Origin of the sequence: Methyloversatilis sp. XJ19-13 (genome assembly GCF_024580155.1) — a bacterium.
Taxonomy (GTDB): domain Bacteria; phylum Pseudomonadota; class Gammaproteobacteria; order Burkholderiales; family Rhodocyclaceae; genus Methyloversatilis.
The window spans coordinates 37865-60409 of the sequence record NZ_JANINH010000001.1; the positions used below are offsets into that span (position 1 = coordinate 37865).

At 67.1% G+C, this 22545-nt stretch carries 25 protein-coding genes; 18 read left to right on the forward strand and 7 right to left on the reverse strand.

The window, feature by feature from the left end; all coding sequences use genetic code 11:
* The first annotated feature begins 21 nt into the window (after window positions 1-21).
* The 14 genes from NMQ14_RS00180 (at window position 22) to NMQ14_RS00245 (ending at window position 12315) form a co-directional block, all read left to right on the forward strand.
* Window positions 22-831 carry an enoyl-CoA hydratase-related protein gene (locus NMQ14_RS00180; RefSeq protein ID WP_257092410.1) on the forward strand — a complete coding sequence of 270 codons (810 nt, stop codon included), beginning with the start codon at window positions 22-24 and terminating at the stop codon, window positions 829-831.
* 402 nt (window positions 832-1233) lie between these two features.
* Window positions 1234-1953, forward strand: coding sequence for a flagellar brake protein (locus NMQ14_RS00185; RefSeq protein ID WP_257092412.1), 720 nt, complete (start codon window positions 1234-1236; stop codon window positions 1951-1953).
* A gap of 113 nt (window positions 1954-2066) precedes the next feature.
* Window positions 2067-2408 (forward strand): hypothetical protein, encoded by a 342-nt coding sequence (locus NMQ14_RS00190; protein WP_257092414.1) that lies wholly within the window; start codon window positions 2067-2069, stop codon window positions 2406-2408.
* Window positions 2409-2479: 71 nt separating this feature from the next.
* Entirely contained in the window at window positions 2480-3577 is a 1098-nt protein-coding gene (locus tag NMQ14_RS00195) for a mechanosensitive ion channel family protein (protein ID WP_257092416.1), read from the forward strand.
* Window positions 3578-3670: 93 nt separating this feature from the next.
* On the forward strand, window positions 3671-4918 hold the full coding sequence (locus NMQ14_RS00200) for an NnrS family protein (protein WP_257092418.1): 1248 nt from the start codon (window positions 3671-3673) through the stop codon (window positions 4916-4918).
* A gap of 3 nt (window positions 4919-4921) precedes the next feature.
* Window positions 4922-5374 (forward strand): Rrf2 family transcriptional regulator, encoded by a 453-nt coding sequence (locus NMQ14_RS00205; protein ID WP_257092420.1) that lies wholly within the window; start codon window positions 4922-4924, stop codon window positions 5372-5374.
* Window positions 5374-5673 carry a metal-sulfur cluster assembly factor gene (locus NMQ14_RS00210; RefSeq protein WP_257092422.1) on the forward strand — a complete coding sequence of 100 codons (300 nt, stop codon included), beginning with the start codon at window positions 5374-5376 and terminating at the stop codon, window positions 5671-5673. The genes NMQ14_RS00205 and NMQ14_RS00210 overlap by 1 nt, the downstream gene beginning before the upstream one ends.
* Window positions 5674-5675: 2 nt before the next feature.
* On the forward strand, window positions 5676-6743 hold the full coding sequence (locus NMQ14_RS00215) for a hypothetical protein (RefSeq protein WP_257092424.1): 1068 nt from the start codon (window positions 5676-5678) through the stop codon (window positions 6741-6743).
* 61 nt (window positions 6744-6804) lie between these two features.
* Window positions 6805-7206 carry a ribonucleotide reductase subunit alpha gene (locus tag NMQ14_RS00220; RefSeq protein ID WP_257092426.1) on the forward strand — a complete coding sequence of 134 codons (402 nt, stop codon included), beginning with the start codon at window positions 6805-6807 and terminating at the stop codon, window positions 7204-7206.
* Window positions 7207-7230: 24 nt separating this feature from the next.
* The gene (locus tag NMQ14_RS00225; protein ID WP_257092428.1) at window positions 7231-7635 is read left to right on the forward strand and encodes a SirB2 family protein; all 405 of its coding nucleotides are present in this window, start codon (window positions 7231-7233) and stop codon (window positions 7633-7635) included.
* A 25-nt stretch (window positions 7636-7660) separates the two neighbouring features.
* Window positions 7661-8314, forward strand: coding sequence for a 5-formyltetrahydrofolate cyclo-ligase (locus tag NMQ14_RS00230; RefSeq protein ID WP_257092430.1), 654 nt, complete (start codon window positions 7661-7663; stop codon window positions 8312-8314).
* Window positions 8315-8330: 16 nt separating this feature from the next.
* Entirely contained in the window at window positions 8331-9836 is a 1506-nt protein-coding gene (locus NMQ14_RS00235; RefSeq protein WP_257092432.1) for an AAA family ATPase, read from the forward strand.
* Window positions 9833-11443: a VWA domain-containing protein gene (locus NMQ14_RS00240; protein ID WP_257092434.1), complete on the forward strand. Its 1611-nt coding sequence runs from the start codon at window positions 9833-9835 to the stop codon at window positions 11441-11443. The genes NMQ14_RS00235 and NMQ14_RS00240 overlap by 4 nt, the downstream gene beginning before the upstream one ends.
* Window positions 11440-12315: a Rossmann-like domain-containing protein gene (locus NMQ14_RS00245; RefSeq protein ID WP_257092436.1), complete on the forward strand. Its 876-nt coding sequence runs from the start codon at window positions 11440-11442 to the stop codon at window positions 12313-12315. Before NMQ14_RS00240 ends, NMQ14_RS00245 begins: the two co-directional genes overlap by 4 nt.
* A 17-nt stretch (window positions 12316-12332) precedes the next feature.
* On the opposite strand, the gene NMQ14_RS00250 is transcribed toward NMQ14_RS00245, so the two are convergent.
* Both NMQ14_RS00250 and NMQ14_RS00255 read right to left on the reverse strand, forming a co-directional pair.
* Window positions 12333-12869 carry an LEA type 2 family protein gene (locus NMQ14_RS00250; protein WP_257092438.1) on the reverse strand — a complete coding sequence of 179 codons (537 nt, stop codon included), beginning with the start codon at window positions 12867-12869 and terminating at the stop codon, window positions 12333-12335.
* A 165-nt stretch (window positions 12870-13034) separates the two neighbouring features.
* Window positions 13035-13685, reverse strand: coding sequence for an OmpA family protein (locus NMQ14_RS00255; RefSeq protein ID WP_257092439.1), 651 nt, complete (start codon window positions 13683-13685; stop codon window positions 13035-13037).
* Between the two features lie 426 nt (window positions 13686-14111).
* Here NMQ14_RS00255 and NMQ14_RS00260 point away from each other — a divergent pair, with 426 nt between their 5' ends.
* Genes NMQ14_RS00260 through arsA form a run of 3 tightly spaced genes read left to right on the forward strand, consistent with a single transcriptional unit; the run spans window position 14112 to window position 17139 of the window.
* Window positions 14112-15035 carry a DnaJ C-terminal domain-containing protein gene (locus tag NMQ14_RS00260; RefSeq protein WP_257092441.1) on the forward strand — a complete coding sequence of 308 codons (924 nt, stop codon included), beginning with the start codon at window positions 14112-14114 and terminating at the stop codon, window positions 15033-15035.
* 3 nt (window positions 15036-15038) lie between these two features.
* Window positions 15039-15347: a chaperone modulator CbpM gene (locus tag NMQ14_RS00265; protein WP_257092443.1), complete on the forward strand. Its 309-nt coding sequence runs from the start codon at window positions 15039-15041 to the stop codon at window positions 15345-15347.
* Between the two features lie 10 nt (window positions 15348-15357).
* Window positions 15358-17139, forward strand: coding sequence for an arsenical pump-driving ATPase (gene arsA, locus NMQ14_RS00270; RefSeq protein WP_373457160.1), 1782 nt, complete (start codon window positions 15358-15360; stop codon window positions 17137-17139).
* Here arsA and NMQ14_RS00275 read toward each other — a convergent pair.
* Window positions 17126-17713, reverse strand: coding sequence for a lipocalin family protein (locus NMQ14_RS00275; RefSeq protein ID WP_257092445.1), 588 nt, complete (start codon window positions 17711-17713; stop codon window positions 17126-17128). The two genes, arsA and NMQ14_RS00275, sit on opposite strands and share 14 nt — an antisense overlap.
* Before the next feature lie 65 nt (window positions 17714-17778).
* A complete protein-coding gene (locus tag NMQ14_RS00280) occupies window positions 17779-18141 on the reverse strand; it encodes a putative quinol monooxygenase (protein WP_257092447.1) in 363 nt (120 codons plus the stop codon).
* A gap of 284 nt (window positions 18142-18425) precedes the next feature.
* On the opposite strand from NMQ14_RS00280, the gene NMQ14_RS00285 reads away from it, so the two are divergent.
* Window positions 18426-19232, forward strand: coding sequence for a PEP-CTERM sorting domain-containing protein (locus NMQ14_RS00285; RefSeq protein ID WP_257092449.1), 807 nt, complete (start codon window positions 18426-18428; stop codon window positions 19230-19232).
* A gap of 242 nt (window positions 19233-19474) precedes the next feature.
* Here NMQ14_RS00285 and NMQ14_RS00290 read toward each other — a convergent pair whose 3' ends face one another.
* From NMQ14_RS00290 to NMQ14_RS00300, 3 genes are all read right to left on the reverse strand, one after another.
* Window positions 19475-19783 carry a hypothetical protein gene (locus NMQ14_RS00290; RefSeq protein ID WP_257092451.1) on the reverse strand — a complete coding sequence of 103 codons (309 nt, stop codon included), beginning with the start codon at window positions 19781-19783 and terminating at the stop codon, window positions 19475-19477.
* Between the two features lie 88 nt (window positions 19784-19871).
* On the reverse strand, window positions 19872-20240 hold the full coding sequence (locus tag NMQ14_RS00295) for a cytochrome c (protein WP_257092453.1): 369 nt from the start codon (window positions 20238-20240) through the stop codon (window positions 19872-19874).
* Window positions 20241-20328: 88 nt separating this feature from the next.
* Entirely contained in the window at window positions 20329-22314 is a 1986-nt protein-coding gene (locus tag NMQ14_RS00300) for a pyrroloquinoline quinone-dependent dehydrogenase (RefSeq protein WP_257092454.1), read from the reverse strand.
* Window positions 22315-22545 lie beyond the last annotated feature (231 nt).

A 22545-nucleotide genomic window follows, 5' to 3' on the forward strand; every position in this document is an offset into this window, starting at 1 on the left:
CGGGATGACAGGGAGGGTTGGATGAACGATCAGGCGGACGGCCACATTCTCAGCGCGTGCGAACACGGCGTCGCGACGATCACCATTGCGAACCCGGCGCGACGCAATGCGTTTTCGGTGGCCATGCTGCAGGCCATGCGCAAGGCGGTCGAGGCGAGCCTGGCCGACCCGGACTGCCGCGTGCTGGTGCTGCGTGGCGCCGGTGGCAGTTTCAGCGCCGGCGGCGACATCAACGATTTTCGCGCCACCCTGTATCTGGAGGCGCCGGCGCGGCTTGATGCCTTCCGGGCGCTGATCGAAAACTGGGTCAATCCTGTCATTCTCGCGCTGCGCCGTGCGCACCAGCCGGTGCTGTCGGTGGTGCAGGGCGCCTGCGCCGGCTACGGTCTGTCGCTCGCGCTGGCGTCCGACTGCGTGATCGCCGCCGACGATGCGGTGTTCAGTACCGCCTATACCGGGCTGGCACTGCCGTGCGACGGCGGTCAGTCGGTGTTCCTGATGCAGGCGCTGGGCGAGCGGCGCGCGCGCGAACTGATGTGGTCGGCGCGGCGTGTCGCGGCGCCGGAAGCGCTGGCGCTCGGGCTGGTCGAACAGGTGGTGCCGGTTGCCGGGCTGGATGGCGCTGCGCAGGCGCGCATCGCGCACTTCGCCAACGGACCGCGTCACGCACTGGCGGAAATCAAGCGCCTGCTGGTGGCTGCCGGTCCGTCACTCGAAGCGCAGCTCGCGGCCGAGGCGCTGGCTTTCGCGCGCTGCGCGGCGACGATGGACTTCGTCGAAGGGGTGACGGCGTTCTCCGACAAGCGCGTACCGGTGTTTCGCGGGCGCTGAACGTTCAGTCGTTCACGACGCTGCAGCGCCTTCATGCCGAGGCACGGGCCGGCATTCGCCGGATCGCCGTCCGGCCGTGGAGCCGGTCCACCGCGGCGGCTTCCGTTGTGGCATCCGGCCCTGCAATGGATTCAAGCTGATTCGGCTCCAGTCGATATCAATGACGTGCCGCCATCGATGCTCCGCCTTGTCGACGGCGTGGTGACGTTTGCCGACGAGCCTGCGGGCGGGTTTTTGCCCGGTCCGCCTGCATTCCGAGAAACAGTTCCCAAAGAAATGGTCGATTCTGACCGTTATCGATAAAGAATTTGTTGTGCTGACCTGAGCGGGCGCAGCGCGAAGCGCGCCCGGGTTCCGAACCTACGATGCCGTGCAGCATCGACCACTGATTCCGGCGAGACGATGAACAACAGCGAAGCGAGCATGATCGAGGCGGTGGCGCAGGGCGTCAATGCGCCCGGTGTCGTCAAGGAAGTGCTGTTCAAGGACATCGGTCTCAAGATCGGCGACCGGCTCATTCTTGAACCGCCGCCCAAGCTCGGCGAACAGCTTGGTATGGTCAAGCTGATCGGCTATGTCAACGATGTGAGCGTGCTGGTCACGATGCCAGATACCCGCGCCTGGGCCGGCCCGCCGATCGAAGGCGATGAATTCGCGGTGCGCGCGTTTTCGGGCCGTCACGCTTATGGCTTCTCGACCGCGGTGTGCAAGCGCTCGGTCAATCCCTTTGAATACCTGCATCTGCAATTCCCCCGCCGCATCACGATGCGCCAGATCCGCAATGCGGAGCGGATTGCCACGACCATCAGCGCACGTGTTCTCGACGGCGCCGAGCCGGTATCGACCACGGTGACCAACCTCAGTGCCACCGGTGCCGAAGTGCGCGCCTGGGATCCGCCGCGTGCCATCGGGGAAACAATCTCCCTGGAATTGATTCTCGACATCCACAAGGTGCGGACCCGTGTGGTGGTCAGCGCAACCATCCGCAACACCCACGACATCGTCGATACCGGCGAGGGGGCTTACGGCGTCGAGTTTTCCGACGTCAATGCGCAGACCAACATTTTCCTGAAGAGCTTCGTTTACCAGAATCTCGTGGAGCAGCCGCACAAGCGCCTTTGACCCGCATGGCCCGGTGCCGGGCGCATGACGGCCGGCGTCAGCGGGCGCCGATAGGCGAGAACCGCGCTTGCGATGTACTGTCCTGTCTGTTGCAGACAACAGGAATCGCAGTCATGGAACGTAACAGGCACACCACCCACATGCGCGCAGCGCCGGCCGGGCCTTTTGCAAAGCTGTTCGCCGCGCTGGCCGGCGTGGTCCTGCTGGTGCTCGGTCTGATGTTTTCCGTGGTGATCATCGCTGTCGCGATCGCCTTCGGTCTGATCATATGGGGCTGGATGTGGTGGAAGACGCGTGCGTTGCGCCAGCAGATGCGCGAACAGATGGAAGCACGCATGGCGGCCGGCGAGGGCGCGTCGGCGCCGTATTCCGACGGTGAAGGACCGCAATCGAGCGGACGCGTGATCGAAGGTGAGGTCATCCGCGCCGACGATCCCCCGCCGCCGGAGCGCTGACTGCACACCCTGTCAACATGGAGTGCCCGCCCCGGCGCTCTTTTTTCTTCAATGTCCGTCCGGAAATGTCCATGACAGAGTTCGTCCATCGCGTCGGCCTGGGTTTTCTTGCCGAGCCCTGGATCACCCGCATCATCATCATCCTGGCGGTCACGGCTGCGGCCAATCTGCTGGCTGAATTCCTGCTGCGTCACGTCCGCCGTGTCACGGTACGTACGGTCACCGTATGGGACGACGCGCTGGTGGGCTGCGCAAGCCGGCCCATGCTGGTCGTCATCTGGCTCATCGGGCTGTCACTGGCCGTTGACATCCTGCGACGCCACGTCGACGAACCCTTCCTCGAATACGTGGTGCCGTTGCGCAACATCGGCATCGTCATCTGCCTTGCCTGGTTCCTGCTGCGCTTCATCGGACGCGTCAGCGAAAACATCGTCGCCGCGCGACTCGTGCGCGGTGACGAGATCGATCGCACCACGGTCGACGCGCTGAGCAAGCTCGGCCGGCTGGTGGTGGTGGTGTCGGCGCTGCTGCTGTGCCTGCAGACGCTCGGGGTGAGCATCGCGGGGGTGTTGACGCTGGGCGGTATCGGCGGCATCGCGGTGGGTTTTGCCGCAAAGGATCTGCTCGCCAATTTCTTCGGCGGGCTCACCATCTATCTCGATCGGCCGTTCAGCGTCGGCGAATGGATACGCTCGCCCGACAAGGCGATCGAAGGCACCGTGGAGTACATCAGCTGGCGCCACACGCGCGTACGCGCCTTCAACAAGAACCCGATCTATGTGCCGAACGCGCTATTTACCACCATCGTGGTGGAAAATCCTTCGCGCATGACCAACCGGCGCATCCGCGAGGTCGTCGGCCTGCGCTACGACGACCTGCCGCAAGTGGCAGCCATCGTGAACGACATCCGGGCCATGCTGCAAGCGCATCCCGACATCGACACCGAACAGACGCTGATCGTCAATTTCAACGCCTTCGCCGCGTCGTCGCTCGACATCCTGATCTACACCTTCACCCGCACCATCATTTGGGTCGAGTACCACATGGTCAAGCAGGATGTACTGCTGAAGATTGCCGACATCGTTGCGCGGCACGGCGCGCAGATCGCTTTCCCGACGCAGACGCTGCATGTCGATCTGGAGCCGCCGCCGGACGCTGCGCGGGCTTGATCCGGATCAAGCGATGTGTGAAGACGGGGTTTAAGATACATATAAAATATATGTTCAATCCGGTCTTCAACATCCAACCTCCGGAGCCCGATCATGGCCACCCTGCTGTCCATACAGGAAGCGGAACCGCCCCTGCCGCATGCGCCTTCGTGGTCCGCCTTTCTTGAACTCGGTTTTCGCCCGGTCTATCTGGCCGGCGCGCTGTGGGCGCTGATCGCGGTCGGGCTGTGGATATTCGCGCCGCACTGGCTGAACGGCCCGCTTGCCGGCGTGGCCTGGCACGCGCATGAAATGCTGTGGGGCTTCGTGGCCACCATCGCGGTCGGCTTCCTGATGACGGCGGGCGCCGCCTGGACCGGCATCAATCCGGTGCAGGGCCGCGCGCTGGCCATCCTGTGCGCACTGTGGCTGGTGGCGCGGCTGGGCTTTCTCGCCGGTGACGGGGCGCCTTTCCTGATCGGCACCCTTGCCGAACTGCTGTTCTTCACCCTGGCTGCCGCGGCACTGCTGCGCGCCGTCGTGGTGTCGCGCAATGTGCGCAACTACGCCGTCCCGCTTCTGCTGCTGGCACTGGGCGTGTCCGATGCCCTGTTCCTGCTGGCCGCGCATGACGGCGACTACGCACTGCTGATGCGCCAGTTCAACGCCGGCCTGCTGATCATGACGCTGATCGCGCTACTGGTGGCGCGCCGGGTCATTCCGTTCTTTGCCATGCGCGCCGTCCCGGGCCTGCAGATTCCGATGCAGCTGCGCAGCGGCCACATCCAGCTCGGTGCCAGCGGCATCGCCGTGTTGTGCCTGCTGGCCGATCTGCCGATCGCGCAGGCACTGGCGCTGGCGGTGGCCGGCGCCCTTTCGCTGCAGCACTGGCTCAGCTGGAAACCGCAGGCCGTGCTGCACAAGCCGCTGCTGTGGATATTGTATCTGGGCTACGCCTCGCTCGGCATCGGCCTGCTGCTTGCCGCAGCATCCGTCGCGGACTTCGGCGCGCGGCCGGCGCTGCACATCCACGTGATTGCGATGGGCGGCTTTTCGCTGCTCATCATCGGCATGATCACACGCACCGCACTGGGGCACCTCGGGCGGCCGCTGGAAACCGATCGCAGCATGGTCGCCAGCTACGTGCTGGTGATCGTGGCCACGGTACTCAGGCTGCTCGCGCTGCAACCCTCCGCCGCCGCCATCCACCTGCTGCATGTTGCCGCGTTGCTGTGGGTGACGGCCTTCGCGCTCTATCTGTGGCGCTTCCTGCCGATGATGATCCGGCCGCGTGCCGATCGCCCGGCGCCGGCCGCTGTGGCGGTGGCCACGCCTGTGACCATCGTCCGCCCGGGGCGCTGAACCATGCGTCTGACCACGATGACCGATTACGCGCTGCGCCTGCTGATGCACGTTGGCCAGCATCCGGACCGCCTGTGCACGATTGCCGAGGTCGCGCACGCGCATCAGGTGTCCGTGGCGCACCTGATGAAGGTGACCCACCAGCTCGGTCTGGCCGGCTGGATCGAAACCGTGCGCGGCAACGGGGGCGGCATGCGGCTCGCGCACGCGCCGGAGGCGATCGGCCTGGGTGCCGTGGTGCGCAGCGTCGAACCCGACTTCAGACTGGTCGAATGCCTCGATGGCGGCGGTCAGTGCCGGCTGCTGGGCGGTTGCCGTCTGGCCGGGATATTCGAAGACGCGCTGCAGGATTTTCTCGCCCGTCTGGACCGCCATACGCTGGCCGACATCCTGCCGCCGGCCGCGCCTCCCGGGGCGAGCGGGATAGCTTTCCCGACCCGGCAGAAGGTGTCGTGATGCCCACCGAAGACGAACTGCGGGCCGCGCTGCACACCGTTGCGGACCCGGAACTGGTCGAAAGCATCGTCGAACTGGGACTGGTCAAGTCGATTCTCATTGGTGAGGCGCGCGTCGACGTGGTGCTGATACCGACCAGCGCGACCTGCCCGATGGGCGAGCTGATCATCGAGGATGCCACGTCGGCGCTGCGTGCCGTCTGCCCGCCGGGCTGGATCGTCCAGGTCGAATTCGACTGGGATTGCGCATGGCACCCCGGCCGCATGAGCCCGGCCCTGCGCGAGCGGTTCGGATGGTGAGCATGACGACGCCCGCGCTGTGGCGCACCGGCATCGCGGTGTGTGCGCTGCTGGCGGTGTCCGCCATGCTGGCCGGCATCGCCGCCGGTCTGGTTCGTTTCGGTGTGCCGATACCGGCGGTGCCGGTCGCGCTGCACGGGGCGGTGATGATCTGCGCCGTGTTCGGCACCGTCATTTCGCTCGAGCGCGCGGTGGCGCTGCAGCGTCTGCCCGGCCTGTTGTCACCGCTGGCGGCAGGGCTCGGCGGGCTCGCCGCGTGGGCGATCGGCTCCGTGGCCGCGGCGCAGATGCTCTGGGCATTCGCGGCCGCGGCGCTGGTGCTGCTCTACCTCCATGCCGGACGCAGCCGCGCGTGGTCGCTGCACCTCGTGGTCGAAATGGCCGGCGCGGTGTGCTGGCTGATCGGCGTGCTCGTCTGGGCGGCCGGAGACCTGGCGGCAGCCGTCATGAGCTGGGTCGCCTTTCTCGTGCTGACCATCGCCGGCGAACGTCGCGAACTGATGCAGATGATCCGCCTGCCGCGCATCGCCCGCGTGCTGTTCGTGCTGGCGGTGGCGATGGTGCTGCTGTCGGTCGTCCTGTCACCGGTGTGGGCGGCGCTGGCAGCACTGCTGCTCTGGCTGGCCTGCGCGCTGCTCGCGCTGTGGCTGCTGCGCTGGGACATGGCGCCGCGCAAATGGTCGGCGCCCGGCTGGCCCGGCCATGTCGCGCAGTGCCTGACGGTCGGCTATGTGTGGCTGCTGGTCGGTGCGCTGCTCGGGCTGTACGGCGTGCTGTCACCGGGCCCGCTGCCCGCGGCCGGGTTGCACGCCGTGCTGCTCGGCTTCGTGCTGGCGATGGTGTTCGGCCACGCGCCCATCATGCTGCCGGCACTGCTGCGCCTGCGACCGGTGTATTCGGCCTGGGCGCGGGTGCCGCTGTGGCTGCTGGCGGCCAGCCTGTTGCTGCGCCTGGGCGCCAGCCCGTCCGGCGACCTGTCTGCGCTGGCCCTGGCCGGCATCGGTCATGCGCTGGCCATCGTGCTGTTCGGCGCTGTCATGGTCGCAGCCGTGCGGGGCAAACTGTCATGATGCATTCTGTGCAACGCCGCCTTGTTCCTCTCGTTCTCATTCCATCTTGCGGAGACCTGCCTTGACAGCAACTTTCGACGGCCTGATCGCGGCCATGCGCGAAGAAACCGAACCGCAGCGGCTGCTGATGGTATTCACCGTGGCCGAACTGCCCGACGACGCCTCGGCCGAAGAGCGCGCGCGCTTCGAAGCCGGGCAGGGCGGTGCGCTGGTGCCCTACGTGTGTGTGGACAAGACGCTCGACGAGTTGCAAGGCTTCGCGGCCCTGCTCGAAGAGACGGCCACCTTCGATACGCAGTGGGCCATCGTGTTCGTGGCTGCCCTGGCAGGACGCGACGGCCAGGCGCCCGCCAGTGCGGATGCGGACGCTCCGCTGGAAAGCATGATCAGCGCGATCCGCACCGGGCGGCTTGACAAGCTGATCGCCTTCGACCGCACGGGTGAAGCCGTCGATGTCGGCTGAGCGACATGCCGACACGCCGGACGCATGAACCTGATCGACCTGTATCCGCTGGCGCGACAGGTCCACATCGGACTGGTCATTGCGAGTGGATCGCTGTTCGCGCTGCGCGGTATCGGCGTGCTGTCGGGGGCGCGCTGGAGCATGCGGCGCAGCGTGCGCATCGCCAGCCAGATCATCGATGCCGGCCTGCTGATGGCCGCGCTGTCGCTGCTCGCCATGCTGCAGCTGAATCCGTTCGTCGTGCCCTGGCTGGCGACCAAACTCGTATTGCTGGTGGTCTATATCGTGCTGGGCAGCCTTGCGCTGAAGCGCGCGCGCAGCGCGCGGGCCCGCTTCGTGTGTTTCATCGCGGCGCTGCTGACCTTCGCCTTCATGCTGGGCGTGGCACGCGCTCACCATCCGCTCGGCCTGTTGCACGGCGTGTTGTGAAACCGGGCCTGCCAGGGAGCTGAATGTGGACGTACTGACCGATCTGCCGGACTGGCGGCGCACCGAACGGCAGCGACTGATCGCTGCGCGCGAAAGCGTGCCGGCCGTGCAGCGTGCCGCGCGCAACGTGGTGATCACCGCCTTGCTTGAACACGGCTTCCCGGCACTGCGCCGGCTGATCGTCGGCTTCTGCTGGCCCTACCGCGGCGAGTTCGACGCGCGCTTCGCGATCCGTGCCTTGCGTGACGCCGGCGCTCGCGCTGCGCTGCCCGACGTGGTGGCACGCGCCACGCCGCTGGTGTTCCGCGAATGGTGGCCCGGTGTGACCATGACGAAGCGGGTGTTCGACCTGCCGGTGCCGACCGACTCCGCCGTCGTGCAGCCGCAGGCGCTGCTGATTCCGCTGGTCGGGTTCGACGCATGCGGCTATCGGCTCGGCTATGGCGGCGGTTATTTTGACCGCACGCTGGCCGCGCAGCCGGTGCCGCCGCTGAGGATCGGTGTCGGCTTCGAGTCGTCGCGCATGTCGACCATCCATCCGCAGCCGCACGATGTGGCCATGGATCTCATCGTCACCGAAGCCGGCATTCATGTCGTCGGTGCCGGCGCATTGCAGCGCATCGACGCGAGCGAAAGTGCGCGCCGTGCGCAGACCCTCATCGAAGAACGTTTTCCCTGATTTGCGATTGACTGTCATGAACCCTCTGATATCCCCGCTGCTGTCCGACCGTCTGCGTGCGCTCGCCGGACAACTCGAATGCGGGCTCGTCGAACGGCGTGTGGTCGTTCGTCGCTGCCTGCTGACCGCGCTGGCGGGCGAACACACCTTGTTGATCGGTCCGCCCGGCACGGCCAAGAGCGAACTGGCGCGCCGTCTGCGTGCGGCGTTTCGCGATGCGCGCTATTTCGAGCGCCTGCTGACCCGCTTCACCGTGCCCGAGGAGCTGTTCGGCCCGCTGTCGATCCGCGCGCTGGAAGAGGATCGTTACGAGCGGCATACCGCCGGCTTTCTGCCCGACGCGTCGATTGCCTTCATCGACGAGGTGTTCAAGGCGAACAGCGCCATTCTCAACGCACTGCTGACGCTGCTGAACGAACGCGAATTCGACAACGGTGCCGGCCGCCAGCACTGCCCGCTGGTCAGCGTCATCGGCGCCACCAATGACGTGCCGGAAGACGAGGTGGGCGAAGCCTTCTTCGACCGCTTCCTGACCCGCTTGCCGGTCGCGCCGGTCAGTGCAGAAGGGTTCGCCGCCCTGCTCGACACCGGTTGCACCGATCCGTGGTCGCTGGCGGATGACGCGCTGGCGCTGGCCGACACAGATCTCGCTGCGCTGGCGGCCGCGGCGCGCCAGGTGGCGCTGCCGGCCGGCGTCGTGGCGGTGCTGTCTGCGCTGCGCACCCATCTCGCGACGGAAGGCGGCTACGTGTCGGACCGGCGCTGGGTCAAGACGCTGTGGCTGCTGCGCGTGGCCGTTGCGAGCGAAAGCCGCACTGCCGTCTGCGTGTGGGATCTGCTGCTGCTGCCCGCCTGCGTCGCCCCGGACGCGGCGCGCCAGGCCGCTGTGGCCGATTGGCTGACCACGCACCTCGGGGTGCGCGGGGCCTATGCGCCGACCCGCCTCGCGCGTGTCGTGCAGGCTTTCGAAGCGCAACTGGAAGCGGAACAGAAAGCCAATGATCTCGACTACGACGAGGCCGGCCGGCTGCGCTTTTCCGCGTCGGACGTGTCGGCGGGCATGGCCGACGAGTTTGTCACCGATGTTGCCACCGATGTTGCCACCGAACGTGCCGCCAATCGTGCCACCGACCTTGCGGAAAAGATCGGCGACGCCAAGGGCGGAGCCGGTGCGTTGCGCATGAGCTACAGCCGGCAGCGTCGTTACGGCCCTGCGCACATCGGCGCGCGCACGGCGCAGATCGATGACCTGCTCGGCCGCATCGCCGGCTACCGGGCAGAGCTGGACGCCGAATGCGCCAGCCTGGCCGCCTGCCGGCGCGACACGCTGTGGCTGGACGACTCGCAGCTGGCGCAGGTCGAGCGGCATCTCGCCGTGACCGCGTCCGCCATCGCCGATCTCGCGGCCCGCGCCCGCGATGCGCGGCGTGGTTTTGAGAACCTGCCGCGTCTGCCGGCTGATGTGGCGAACGCTGTCGGCGACGCAGTCCCGGAGCCGGTGCTGCACGAGCCGCTGACGTGAGCGCTGATCCGCAGCGCCTGTTCGCAGCGCGCGAAGCACGGCTGGCCGCACTCGACGCGCTGCCGCGCACGCTGTGGCTGTCCGGCCTGACACATGCGCAGGGCACGCTCGAACCGCGACTGGCCGCCCTGGTCGCGCTGCGCGACGCACTGTTCGACGGCCGTGTGCCGCCGGCCGATGCCTGGGGCTGGCCGTCGCCCGACATCGTCGCCGCGCTGTGCGATACGTTCTGCACGCTGGATCTTGCGGCGTACTGCAGCGCGCGCCGGGAGCTGACCGACACCGTCGTGCTGAGCCTGCTGTTCCATCTCGATTTCATCGACGACTATCGCGATCGTGGCGCCACGCCAACGCGCGCCATCCGGATGGCCGTCGAGGCTTTCGAATCCGACTGGCAGGACAGGCGCGGTCAGATGGACGAACTGATCGATGTCTTCGGCAAATTGCCGGACGATGGCAAGAACGCGCGCTGGGACCTCATTCCCGGTCTGTTGCGCAGCGAGGGCTGGCGCGAGGTGGTGCGCATCCGCCGCCTGCTGGAACGGCTGCCTGAACTGGCGCGCTGCATCCGCCGGCTCGGTCGGGCCCGCCCGGCGGACGAGACCGACGCCGCGCAGCGTGACCCGGTGACGGTGCTCGAGGACGCCGTCGCGCGTCGCACCGAATCACGCAGCGTGCGGGTGCCCGACATGCCGGGCGAAACGCGCGGCATTCATCGCGCCGATCGCATCGCCCGAATGCTGCCGGCCGAAGCCGTGCTGCTTGGCCACCCGGTGCTGCGCCTCGTGTGGCACGCGCGTCGCGCCGAGCGTACGCTGCTTTGTTACGAAGACGACGACCGGCTGCACGAGGTGCGCCAGCTCGATGCGCCGGCACTGCAGCCGCGCCCCGACCTGCAAGCCGATCGCCGGCTGGAAATGGGCCCGCTGCTGGTGTGCGTCGACACCTCCGGTTCGATGCAGGGCGGCGCCGGTCAGGTTGCCAAGGCAGTGGTGCTCGAAGCCGTGCGCACCGCGCATGACCAGGGTCGTGCCTGCCATGTGTTTGCCTTCGGCGGTCCGGACGAGGTGGTGGAACTGGACGTCGCCGTCGATGCGTCGGGCATCGAGCGGCTGATCCATTTTCTCGGCCAGGGCTTTCGCGGTGGCACCGACATCTGTGGCCCGCTCGAGCGCGCCATCGCCCGGCTGGAACAGCAGGCCTGGCAACGGGCCGACCTGTTGATCGCGTCCGACGGCGAATTCGGCGCCACGCCCGGACTGGTGGCCCGGCTCGATGCGATGAAGGCGGCGCTCGGCCTGCGCGCGCAGGGCATGCTGATCGGCGACCGCGAAACCATCGGCTTTCTCGAACTGGCCGACGACATCCATCCGGTACGCGACTGGCGCCGCTACGGCGACGATGCTCACGCCCACGGCAGTGGCGACTCGCCGCTGCACACCCACCGCCTGACCGCACTGTATTTCCCGGGCGCCCTGCGCACGCCGGAAAACCGCAACGCCACGGTCAGCGGCGAAGCGGCATCGTCCGCGGTGCGCGCCGGGCTGCGCCGCGATCAGGTGCAGCCCGGCTTCTTCCCGAAACCCGACCCGGCCGACACACCATGAGCTTCGCCACCGACTACCTCGCGCAGATCGAAGCCATCGCCGCACGCCTGCGACTGCCGCGCGTGCGCGCGCTGCACCTTCCGCCGGCGCGTCCCGACGAACCGTGTCGCGATGGCGCAAGTGGTCATGCCCGCGGCGAGTTCTGCGCGCTCGAACTGGACGACGGCAGCATCGGACTGTCGTATGTACTGCTCGACGATACGCTGGAGCGCCTGCGCAACGGCTCCGGACTCACCGACCTGAAAGGCGCCGACGCACTCGCGCTGGCGCGTCGCTACGTGAGCGGGCAGGGCGTGGACCGCACCCTGGGCTTCGTCTGCGCCAACGCCATCACGCGCTGCCTGTACGACCGCGCCGGCTACCGGCCCGACGGCAGCAGCGATTCCATCGGCCGGATGGACCCGCAGCCCGGTGAAGCCATCGGCATGATCGGCCTGTTCGGCCCGCTGGTGGAGCGCATCGTCGCCGCCGGCGCCCGGCTCACCGTGATCGAGCTGGACGAGAGCGCCGTCGGCGAGCGCGAAGGCTGGCGCGTCACCACCGACGCCACGGCGCTGGAAACCTGCGGCAAGGTGCTGTCCACCAGCACGCTGCTGCTCAACGACACCCTCGACCGCATGCTCGCCCACTGCCACGCCGCCCGCTGGTTCGCCATGGTCGGCCCCAGTGCCGGCTGCCTGCCCGACGCCCTGTTCGCGCGCGGCGTCACCCTGCTCGGCGGCAGCTGGGTCGAGGATCGGGCGGCCTTCATCGAAGGGCTCACGTCGGGCGACAAGGACAACCGGAAGGGATGCAAGGCGACCAGCAAGTTCGCGCTCACGGCGGAGGGATATCCCGGGTTCGACATGCTGCTGGACCGCGCAGTCGGCTGAATGATCAGCCGTCGGTTTCAGCGCGCGCTGCCAGCACCCTGCGACATGCCCGGCAGACTCAGTCGGCCCTCTTCGCTGAAGCGGACAGTGCCGAAGGTGCCGCCGGCGAGTTTGCCGCGCAGTGCGAAGGGCAGGTTTTCCAGCGTGCTGCCTTCGGTCATGCCGAGTGCCTGGCGCAGGGCCGACAGGGCCGATACGGTGACCGGTACGCTGATGACCGTTTCGCCGAAGCGCGGCACGCTGCCTCTGGCATCGCTGACGCCGGTGGCGAATGAGCGGTTGTTCACGTCGAGTTCGAGTGCGAGGCCGTCGTAGTCGATCACGCTGTCGTTCGGGTTCTGCACCCGCAGCTTGACGGCAAAGCGCAGTTCGAAGCCTTCGCCCTGCAGCGGCTCGACGCCGACCAGATTGACCCGGACCGGATCGCGTGCGGCCAGACCGGCGCAGCCGGTCAGTGCGCACAGCAGCGCAAGGCCGAGCGTGACGAGGAGCAGGCGCGGCGTGATGGCCGGTGCAAGGCCGAGCACCATGGATGGGGAAAGGAAGGCAGGCACGCGGGTCACCTCGGTGTTGATCGATGGGGGTGGGGCGTAAACGGACCAGGGCCTGTAGATGCTCAATCATTGTCTACACGATTAAGCATCCACAGGCCCCGGGCGATCTTGCGGTCGCTTATTCACGCCACAGGCGCGAGCAGGTCAGCCACCCGCTTGCGACGTTCAGGTGCGCGGTTCGGCGACGAAAATTTCGACCCGGCGGTTCTGCGCGCGGCCCTGTTCGCTGCCGTTGTCGGCCACCGGTTCGTGCGAGCCGCGACCATCGATGACGATGCGGTTCGGCGCGACGCCGCGATCGGTCAGGTACTGACGGGTGCTGCTCGCGCGATTGACCGACAGCGGATTGTTCACCGCGTCGCTGCCGGTGCTGTCGGTGTGGCCGATGATGCGCACTTCCGTGTTCGGGTTCGCGTTCAGCGTCTGTGCGAAACGCTCGAGCACCGGGCGGAAGTTCGACTTGATGTCGGCACGGCCGACGTCGAACGAAATGTCGCTCGGGATTTCCAGCTTCAGCTGGTTGTCGGCGGTCTGCACGACGGCAACGCCGGTGCCGGCGGTGGCCTGTTCCATGGTGCGTTTCTGTTCTTCCATCCGGTTCGACCAGATGTAGGTGCCGATGCCGCCGACTGCTGCGCCGAGCAAGGCGCCGGTGCGAGTCGCGCCGCCGCTCCCGCCGAGTGAGCTGCCCAGTGCTGCGCCGGCTGCGGCGCCGACGCCGGTACCGATGGCCGTACGCTGCTGTGTTTCCGACAGGTTTGCGCAACCGGTGGCCACAAGGGCACCGATCGAGATGAGTACAAGGGTTTTCTTCATGATGTTGTTTCCGGGTGGTCCGCCGTGCTCTCAGGATCGTCGGGGTGACGATCATTCGAACACCTGCCTGATGCGTTCAGGGTCTGCCTCGACTGCATGCGTACAGCCGCGTGCGACGAGCCAGTGTGGCAGACACGGCTCCCTGCGACGGTGCGCCAGCACACGCAGTAACAAATGGGACGCTGTGCGTGTGCGCGGAGAATGGCTCAGGCGCGGTCGATGCCGCTCCGCGCGCCTGCTTCGCGGTCAGGTCGTTCACGCGGGTGATCCGGCTGCTGTCCTTCGTCTGTGGCCATCGGACAGTGCATGGCCTCATTGATCCGCGTCATGTATCCGGGCGTACTGACGGACCATCATCGGTCTGCCACGATTTGCAGAAGGTAGTTGAAACGTGGGCCGGCGCAGTCGTGAACAGGGAGCGCATACGTGGACTTCAAGGATTACTACCAGACACTGGGCGTCGCGCGCGAGGCAAGCGCGGAGGACATCAAGAAGGCTTTCCGCAAGCTGGCGCGCAAGTACCACCCGGATGTGAGCAAGGAACCGGGTGCGGAAGCACGCATGAAGGAGATCAACGAGGCCAATGCGGTGCTGTCCGACCCGGAAAAGCGTGCGCTCTACGATCAGATGGGCAGCGGCCATCAGCCGGGCCAGCCCTTCCAGCCTGCGCAGGGCTGGGACAGCAACTTCGAGTTCTCCGGTGCCGATGCGGCAGACAACAGCGATTTCTTCGCCAGCCTGTTCGGGCGCGCGGGTGGTGCGCGCCGGGCGGGGGCTTACCGCATGCGCGGCGAGGATCACCACGCGAAGGTCGACATCGACCTGCAGGACGCGTATCAGGGCGCGAGCAGAACGATCAGCCTGCGCCGGCCGCGTGTGAATGAACACGGTCAGGTCGTGCTCGATGACCACACGCTTGAAGTGCGCATCCCGAAGGGCGTGAAGGAAGGCCAGCACATCCGCCTGAGCGGGCAGGGTGCGCCCGGCGAAGGCGGCGCGCCGGCAGGCGATCTTTACCTCGAAATACACTTCACACCGGACGCCCGCTATCGCATCGATGGCCGGGACGTGCATGAAACCGTACCGGTCACGCCGTGGGAAGCCGCACTGGGCGGGCCGATCGATGTACCGACACCGTCGGGTCTTGTGACCCTGACGGTGCCGGCCGGCTCGCAGACCGGACGCAAACTGCGGCTGAGGACGCGCGGCATTCCGGGTGATCCACCCGGCGATCTGTACGTCGTGCTCGAAGTGGTGCTGCCGCCGGCCGACAATGACATCGCACGCCGCCTCTACGAAACCATGGCGCGCGACCTGCACTTCGATCCGCGCCGCACAGCGGGAGCCTGAGCGATGACACACGACGACATCCTGACCGGCGAGCTGCTCGATGACGCGCGCCTCACCCTCGACGAACTGGCGCGGGCCTGCGCGACGGAACCCGGCTGGATCATCGAGCGGGTCGAAGCGGGTTACCTGTGCCGCATGGACGCCGGGCAACCCGAGACGTGGCGCTTCGCCAGCGCGGAGCTGGTGCGAGCCCGACAGTTGCGCGCGATGGAGCGCGATTTCGATGCCAACCCGGAACTGGCCGCGCTGGTGGTGGACCTGATCGAAGAGGTGAGGCTGCTCAGGCAACAGATTTCCCGGGCAAGGCGGTGAGGGCCGTGCGATGACGATGACACTGCTGTCCGGCGCGACGCGCTACCTCTTCTTCACCGGCAAGGGCGGCGTGGGCAAGACTTCGCTGTCCACCGCGACCGCGATCGCCCTGGCCGACGCCGGCCGGCGCGTGCTGCTGGTCAGCACCGACGCGGCGTCCAATCTCGATGAAATGCTCGGCGTGCCGCTGAGCAATGAGCCCACGCCGGTACCCGGCGTGCCCGGCCTGTCGGTGCTCAACATCGATCCGGACGCGGCGGCCGAATCGTATCGGCAGCGGGTGCAGGACCGGATGGCGCCGGACACGACCGATGCCGAACGCGCCACCGTGCGCGAACAGTTGTCGGGTGCGTGCACGACGGAAATCGCCGCGTTCGACGAGTTCTCCGGCCTGCTCGCCGGTACCGCCGACGGCTTCGATCACGTCGTGTTCGACACCGCGCCCACCGGCCACACCTTGCGCCTGCTGAGCCTGCCCAAGGCGTGGAGCGGCTTCCTGCACGGCAACGACCGCGGTGCGTCGTGCCTCGGCCCGCATTCCGGATTGAAGATGCAGGAAGCGCGCTTCAACACTGCCCTGAGCACGCTGAGCGATGCCGGCCAGACCACTGTGGTGCTGGTGACGCGGCCCGACCACGGCGCCATCGGCGAGGCGGCGCGCACTTCGGACGAATTGCGCACGCTCGGCCTTGGCAACCAGCGACTGGTGGTCAACGGCCTGTTCCGCGCGACCGATCCGGGTGACCCGGTGGCAGCCGCCATCGAAGCGCTGGGGCGCCAGGCGCTGCGCGATATGCCGGACAGCCTGCGCGCGCTCGCGCAGGACATGGTGCCGCTGCGCGCATTCGACACGGTCGGTCTGCCGGCACTGCGCGCTTTGCTGTCCGACGCGCCGGCACTTCCGGTGCAGCCGCCGCGGTCGGGCGCCGATCGAGCGCCGCCCGCCGACTGTCTGGCAACGCTCGTCGATGAACTGGCCGCCGGCGATCGCGGGCTGATCATGGTGATGGGCAAGGGCGGCGTCGGCAAAACCACGATTGCCGCGGCGCTGGCGCTGGGCCTGGTGCAGCGCGGCAAGTCGGTGCATCTGAGCACGACCGATCCGGCCGCCCACCTGACCGAAACGCTGGGCACCGGGGTGCCGGGGCTGAAGGTGGATCGCATCGATCCTGCGGCGGAGACGCGGCGCTATGTCGACAAGATCATGGCGGCGCGCTCACCCGGGCTGGATGAACAGGAACGTGCGCTGCTGCTTGAAGACCTGCGTTCGCCATGCACCGAGGAAGTGGCCGTCTTTCATGCGTTCTCGCGCATCGTCGGCGAGGCGCGCAGCGCCTTCGTGGTGCTGGACACCGCGCCGAACGGGCACTCGCTGCTGCTGATGGATGCCACCGGCGCCTACCACCGGCAGACCCTGCGCGAATACGAAGGCCGCACAACCGCGCACTTCGTGACGCCGCTGATGCGCCTGCAGGATGCGAACTACACCCGCATCATCCTGGTCACGCTGGCCGAGGTGACGCCGGTATCGCAGGCCGCCGCGTTGCAGGACGACCTGCGCCGCGCGCAGATCGAACCGCATGCGTGGGTCGTCAACAAGTCGATACTCGCGGCGGGCACCCGGGATCCGCTGCTGTCCGCCCGCCTCGACGGAGAACGCGCGCAGATGACGCGCATTGCCGACGGTCTGGCGCGGCGCACGTACGTGGTGCCGTGGGTGACCGAAGCGCCGGTCGGGGTGGCTGCGTTGTCCGAGTTGCTCGGCGCACCGACCCGGCCTACTGCGGCGTGAGCTCGATCTTCGGAACATCGAAGCCCTTTGCAGCCAGTCGCTCAAGCAGCGACTGGTAGCGTTGTGCATCGACGGACTGCGTGCGCGACAGCACCCACAGGTAGTCGCGGCCGGGTTCGCTGACGGCCGCGAGCTGATAGTCGGCGTCGATGTCGATCACCCAGTAGTCGCCCCACAGAAAGGGAATGAAGGACAGCCAGGCCGGCGCGAAACTCACCTTGAGCCGGGCCGAGGTCGTGCCGCCCTGCTGCAGCGCCGTGCCCTTCGCTTCGTCGAATTCGTCGTTGGCCTGCCGGCAGCGGTTCAGCACCTTGAGGCTGCCGTCGCTGTCGAGCGCGTAGTCGGCCGTCACCTGGCCGACGCACTTGCGCTGGAACCCGTTGGGATAGCGCGCGATTTCGTGCCAGGTGCCGAGGTAGCGCTTTACGTCCAGCGCGTCGACGGCGGTCAGCGGGGCGGTGGATGTTGTTCGGTGTTGTGAGTCCGGAGTGGCGGACGGGCGATCCTGCGCGCCGGCTCCGCCGCATGCGAGACAGGCGGACACGGCGAGCACGGACAGCAGGCGTGCATGCATGAGGTGGCTTCCTGCTGTCCGCACGGCGGCCGCCATCGTCCGGCGAGGCGACCGCGTCGGCTGCATCAGCGGCGGATGCCGCCTTCTTCCAGCACGAAGTACTGCGGCTTCATGGCCGTCAGCGGATCGCGCAGCTTTGCGATTTCGGCTTCCGGTGCATGGACTTCGAGCTTGATCAGGTAGGCGATCGCGAGCGCTTCCTGCAGCAGCGCGCCGACGTTGTCAAGGTGATGCAGGATGGCCTCTGCATTGTCATAGCCTTCGCGGCAATGCGCCGTGCAGCCGCTGAACGAAAAGGCGTAATGCACGCAACCCGGTTCGCTGCGCGTGCGCTCGACGAAGCGTTTGCCGAGGGCCTTGAATTCATCGACCTTGTCGGCCGGCACGTCGAAGTACGGAACGAGGGTGCATACGGTGTCTTGATTCATGTCTGTTGCCTCCTTGGGTTCGAAATCTGCACGATATGGCTCATGCTCGCTGCCGCAATCAAGCTGCTGCATTGCGGAGTGGCCGGAGTATGCCTCAGCCGGACGGTCGCGGCATTCAGCCGCGCGTGCGCGACGACCGCTGAGGCCGGTAAAGCCTGTCGGGATTTTTGACACCGCCGCTGCGCCTGCGTGTCATTTCCAAGGAAAAACAACGATATGTTCGGATGGTCCCGATTTTGCTGCCCGTCACTCACCGAGTGACCGATTTCCGAAAGGCTGATGCAATGAAACTGTTTGCCCTGACAGTGGCTTCCGCGATGATGACTGCGGCGTCGCTGGCGCACGCCGCCGCACCGACTGCCGTCGCGACCTGGAATTTCAACAACACGCTGGCCGCAGATGAAGCCGGCAAGCCGGCGCTTTCGGCCCTTGATCCGCTGTCGGCCAGCGGTTTCATGATGGACACGGTGTTCGGTGAATCGCGCTGGGTGTACCGCTTTGACGGCAACGCCACGCCCAGCGAGCAGGCGGGCCTGTTCGTTGACACCGGCGGCCTGCTCGATGCCGACGACGCCTACTCGGTCGACATCGTGTTCCAGTTCGAAGCCGACACCGCAAGCTGGGAAAACATTTTCAGCGTGTCCAACCGGCAGAGCGACAATGCGCTCTACATCGATCCGGGCCAGCGCCTGGAGGTGTGGCCCAGCGGCGACGGCCCGACGCCCTTCACCTACGGCGAGTACCACCGCGTCACGCTGACCAACAACGGCGACGATACGGTGTCCGGCTACATGGACGGCATCTTCCAGTTCACGCTGAGCTCTACCTCGATGAACTTCAGCGCCTACGCGGCGGACAACCCGTCACGGCTGATCCACTTCTTCGCCGACAATCTGACGGGCGGTGGTCAGGGCGAATTCGCCGACGGGCGCGTGGCATCGATCCGGCTATACGACATCGAGCTCGATGTCGATCAGGTCGGTGAACTGCCGCCGCTGCCGGCGGTGCCCGAACCGTCGGCCGTCGCGCTGATGCTGGCCGGCCTCGGCGTGATCGGCGCAGCTGCCCGCCGTCGCGCGCGCCGCGCCTGAAGCAGGTAGGCGGCGCGGCCGCCTACCTGCTGTCGATGGTTGTCTCGCCCTGCGACGGTGTTGCACGGCGAGCCTGATTGCGGTGCTGACGTTCGCGTTGGGCATCGCTGCGCTCACCCCAACCTACGGGTGCCGCTCGCCACGAGACCGTGCCGTGCCTGCGCCCGGTGCAGCATGTAGGTTGGGGTGAGCGCAGCGATGCCCAACAGAGCCGTCGCCGCCGCGCTCCCCGGCGGCCCGGTTCAGTTGCGTTTGCCGGGGCGCAGGTGGCGAAAGGCTGCCGGTGCGTGCGACACGATGGAGGAGGCGACCCGCAGCAGCCAGAAGATGCCGTCGGCGAGCTGGGGCAGCACGATCATCGCGGCCACGCGTGCCAGTTTGAGCGGGATGAACAGACCTGCAAGTTCGACGGCGTGGTGCGGCTTGCTCCACACTTCGATGCCGTACAGGCCGATGCCGGTCACCCGCATCAGTGCGGCCGCTGCCGGCCGGTATGCGTCGTGATCGCCGAGCAGCGAGGCGCCGACCAGTACGACACCGATCAGATGCACCGAACGCAGCGCGACCAGCAGCCAGCGGCGGCCGGGAAAGTCGCGCTGGTTGCCCGCCGCGTCTGATGCAGGCAGGCGGCGCGGCCGCCTACCACCTGCCGATGGACTTGATGTAGGCCACCAGTTCCCAGATTTCCTCCTGCGTGAACACCTCGCCCCAGGGCGGCATCGGCGTGGCGCCCTTGCCGCCGTCGCGGATGGTGTTGAACACGTATTCCGCTTCCAGCCCCTCGCGCTCGATGAACAGCGCCGGCTTGTGGCCGTGGCAGTAGTCGGCGCAGGTCGAATGGAAGCGGTCCTGACCGAGCTTGATGCGGGCCGGATCGGCGAGGTCGAAGGGGGCGGGGCCGGCGGGCGTTGTGTTGTCCGTGGCCTTGTCCGGCAGCACGGCGTTGAAGGCCGTCGCCGAGGCCATGCAGCTCATGAGGGCTGCGAAGGTAAGTTTCCGTATATCCATGAATCCGTTCCGGGGAGTGCGTGTTTCGATGACCGTGCCGCGCATCGGCGCGACACGGTCCGGACGTCGGCGGGTGCCGCGTCCTGCCTCAGTCGACCTGGACGGCGACCAGCTCCGCCGGCAGGCCGGCGCCACCGATCGGCACCACGACGTACTGCTTGCCGCCGGCGCGATAGCTCATCAGCGCGCCGAATGCCGCACCCGGGAGCTTCACCTCGCCGAGCACGTCACCGGTGCGCGCGTCGTGCGCGTACAGGAAGGGCTCCTTCTCGTCCGCGGTCGCCTGCGTGATCAGCGCATTGCCGCGCGACGAAAGGCCGAGCACCGAGTTCGTGCCTTCCGGCGCCAGGAAGAGCACGTCGTCGGTCAGCGCGATGAAGCTTTCGCGCGGCACGCCGACGCGGTCCAGCTTCAGGTCCTTGAGCGCCGGGTGATCGACCGGGCCCTTGCCCGCCGGCACGCGCCACAGGTGCTTGCCGGTGTTCATGTCGATCGCGGTGACGGTGGAGAACGGAGGCTTGAACAGCGGCAGACCTTGCGGACCGCCGACGCCGGCCCAGGTGCCGGTGTAGTCGTACACGCCCTCGTTCTCCTTCTTCAGCTTGATGCCGAAGGGGATGGTGAAGGACGGCACGTACAGCACATTGGTTTTCGGGTTGTGCGCCGCACCGGCCCAGCTCGCGCCGCCCAGTACGCCCGGTACCTGCAGCGTGCCGGCCTTGTCGGTGGTCGGCGGGTAGTACAGCGGGCCGTAGTTGTAGCGCGACAGGATCTTCTTCGCCTCTTCCTTCAGCTGCGGCGTCAGGTCGATCAGGTCGTCCTCGCTCACGCCCTGCTGCACGAAGGGCGCAGGCAGACTGGGGAAGGGCTGGGTCAGCGACGAGCGCTCGCCCGGCACGGTGGACTGCGGCACCGGCTTTTCGGTGATCGGCCACACCGGCTGCCCGGTGCTGCGGTCGAAGGTGAACACGAAGCCCTGCTTGGTCACCTGCGCCAGCGCCTTCACCTTCTTGCCATTGACCGTGAGGTCCATCAGGTTGGGCGCGGTCGGCAGGTCATAGTCCCACAGGCCGTGGTGCACGATCTGCTGGTACCAGGCGATCCTGCCGGTCTTCGCATTGAGCGCGACGACGGATTCACCGAACAGGCCATCGCCCTTGCGGTGACCACCGTAGAAGTCGTTGGTCGGCGTCGAGAAGGGCAGATAGACCAGACCCAGTTCCTCGTCGCAGCTCGGGCGCGCCCACATGTTTGCCGAGCCGGTGGTTTTCCATGACCCGTCTTCCCAGGTCTCGTTGCCTGGCTGGCCTTCCTGTGGCGGCTGTTCGAAATGCCACACGCGCCTGCCGCTGCGGATGTCGAAGGCCTGGATGTCGCCCGGCGGATGGTTCTTCATCGGTGCGCGGCCGACGGCGAAGGAATCGAGCACGGCCAGGCTGGGCACGATGGTGTTGCCGCACACGATGGGCGGCGAGGTCAGGGCAACCAGCGAGCGGTCGACGAAGCGGCGCAGGCCCTTGGTCATGTCGATGCGGCCCTTGTCGCCCCAGGACTCGATCGGCTTGCCGGTCTTCGCGTTCAGCGCGATCAGGTAGCCGTCGCCGGTGCCGACCAGAATGCGCTTGTCCTCACCGCTCGCCCAGTAGGACAGTCCGCGGCTGATGAAGCCGAGGTTGGGCGGTGTGCCTTCGACATAGGCCTTGGGATCGTAGGTCCACAAGGTCTTGCCGGTCTTGCCGTCGATCGCCGACACCATGGACATCGGCGAGCTCGAATACAGCACGCCGTCGATCGCCAGCGGCGTCGACTGGTTCACCCAGGTGCGCAGCTCGGCGTTGTCCTGCCAGATCCTGTTGTCCGGCATGGCCCAGCGCCAGGCCACCTTCATCGATTTCACGCCCTGCGCGTTCACCTTGCCGCCGGCCAGATAGCGCGAGCCGGCCTTGTCGCCGTTGTACTCGGTCCAGTTGCCGTCGCCCGCAGCGGCCATCGCCAGCGGCCCGGCGCCGAGCATGATAGCCAGCCACAATGTCTTCCTTGCTGCGCGGGGAAAAGCGCCCGCAGATTTCAGCATCGCCATGTTTCCTCTCTCCAATCGAGTTCGTTGTGTTCGTGTGTGGATCGCATCGGCGACCTGCCGGTGCGTGTCACGACGACGCAAGATCGATGCCGCAGGAAATCAGGGAAATGCTCCCGGCATGGGTCGGGAAAAGGTCCGGCGAGATACGGGTGTCTCGGATTTCGGGGCACGCGCAGAGACGGCTGTATCGCCGGCCGGGGCGTTGTCTCAATGCGATGCGCCGGT

Bases quoted from the DNA above. Each gene is read 5' to 3' on its own strand.
- NMQ14_RS00180 (WP_257092410.1), top strand. From the start codon at position 22: ATGAACGATCAGGCGGACGGCCACATTCTCAGCGCGTGCGAACACGGC.
- NMQ14_RS00185 (WP_257092412.1), top strand. From the start codon at position 1,234: ATGAACAACAGCGAAGCGAGCATGATCGAGGCGGTGGCGCAGGGCGTC.
- NMQ14_RS00190 (WP_257092414.1), top strand. From the start codon at position 2,067: ATGGAACGTAACAGGCACACCACCCACATGCGCGCAGCGCCGGCCGGG.
- NMQ14_RS00195 (WP_257092416.1), top strand. From the start codon at position 2,480: ATGACAGAGTTCGTCCATCGCGTCGGCCTGGGTTTTCTTGCCGAGCCC.
- NMQ14_RS00200 (WP_257092418.1), top strand. From the start codon at position 3,671: ATGGCCACCCTGCTGTCCATACAGGAAGCGGAACCGCCCCTGCCGCAT.
- NMQ14_RS00205 (WP_257092420.1), top strand. From the start codon at position 4,922: ATGCGTCTGACCACGATGACCGATTACGCGCTGCGCCTGCTGATGCAC.
- NMQ14_RS00210 (WP_257092422.1), top strand. From the start codon at position 5,374: ATGCCCACCGAAGACGAACTGCGGGCCGCGCTGCACACCGTTGCGGAC.
- NMQ14_RS00215 (WP_257092424.1), top strand. From the start codon at position 5,676: ATGACGACGCCCGCGCTGTGGCGCACCGGCATCGCGGTGTGTGCGCTG.
- NMQ14_RS00225 (WP_257092428.1), top strand. From the start codon at position 7,231: ATGAACCTGATCGACCTGTATCCGCTGGCGCGACAGGTCCACATCGGA.
- NMQ14_RS00235 (WP_257092432.1), top strand. From the start codon at position 8,331: ATGAACCCTCTGATATCCCCGCTGCTGTCCGACCGTCTGCGTGCGCTC.
- NMQ14_RS00245 (WP_257092436.1), top strand. From the start codon at position 11,440: ATGAGCTTCGCCACCGACTACCTCGCGCAGATCGAAGCCATCGCCGCA.
- NMQ14_RS00255 (WP_257092439.1), bottom strand. From the start codon at position 13,685: ATGAAGAAAACCCTTGTACTCATCTCGATCGGTGCCCTTGTGGCCACC.
- NMQ14_RS00265 (WP_257092443.1), top strand. From the start codon at position 15,039: ATGACACACGACGACATCCTGACCGGCGAGCTGCTCGATGACGCGCGC.
- arsA (WP_373457160.1), top strand. From the start codon at position 15,358: ATGACGATGACACTGCTGTCCGGCGCGACGCGCTACCTCTTCTTCACC.
- NMQ14_RS00275 (WP_257092445.1), bottom strand. From the start codon at position 17,713: ATGCATGCACGCCTGCTGTCCGTGCTCGCCGTGTCCGCCTGTCTCGCA.
- NMQ14_RS00280 (WP_257092447.1), bottom strand. From the start codon at position 18,141: ATGAATCAAGACACCGTATGCACCCTCGTTCCGTACTTCGACGTGCCG.
- NMQ14_RS00285 (WP_257092449.1), top strand. From the start codon at position 18,426: ATGAAACTGTTTGCCCTGACAGTGGCTTCCGCGATGATGACTGCGGCG.
- NMQ14_RS00295 (WP_257092453.1), bottom strand. From the start codon at position 20,240: ATGGATATACGGAAACTTACCTTCGCAGCCCTCATGAGCTGCATGGCC.
- NMQ14_RS00300 (WP_257092454.1), bottom strand. From the start codon at position 22,314: ATGCTGAAATCTGCGGGCGCTTTTCCCCGCGCAGCAAGGAAGACATTG.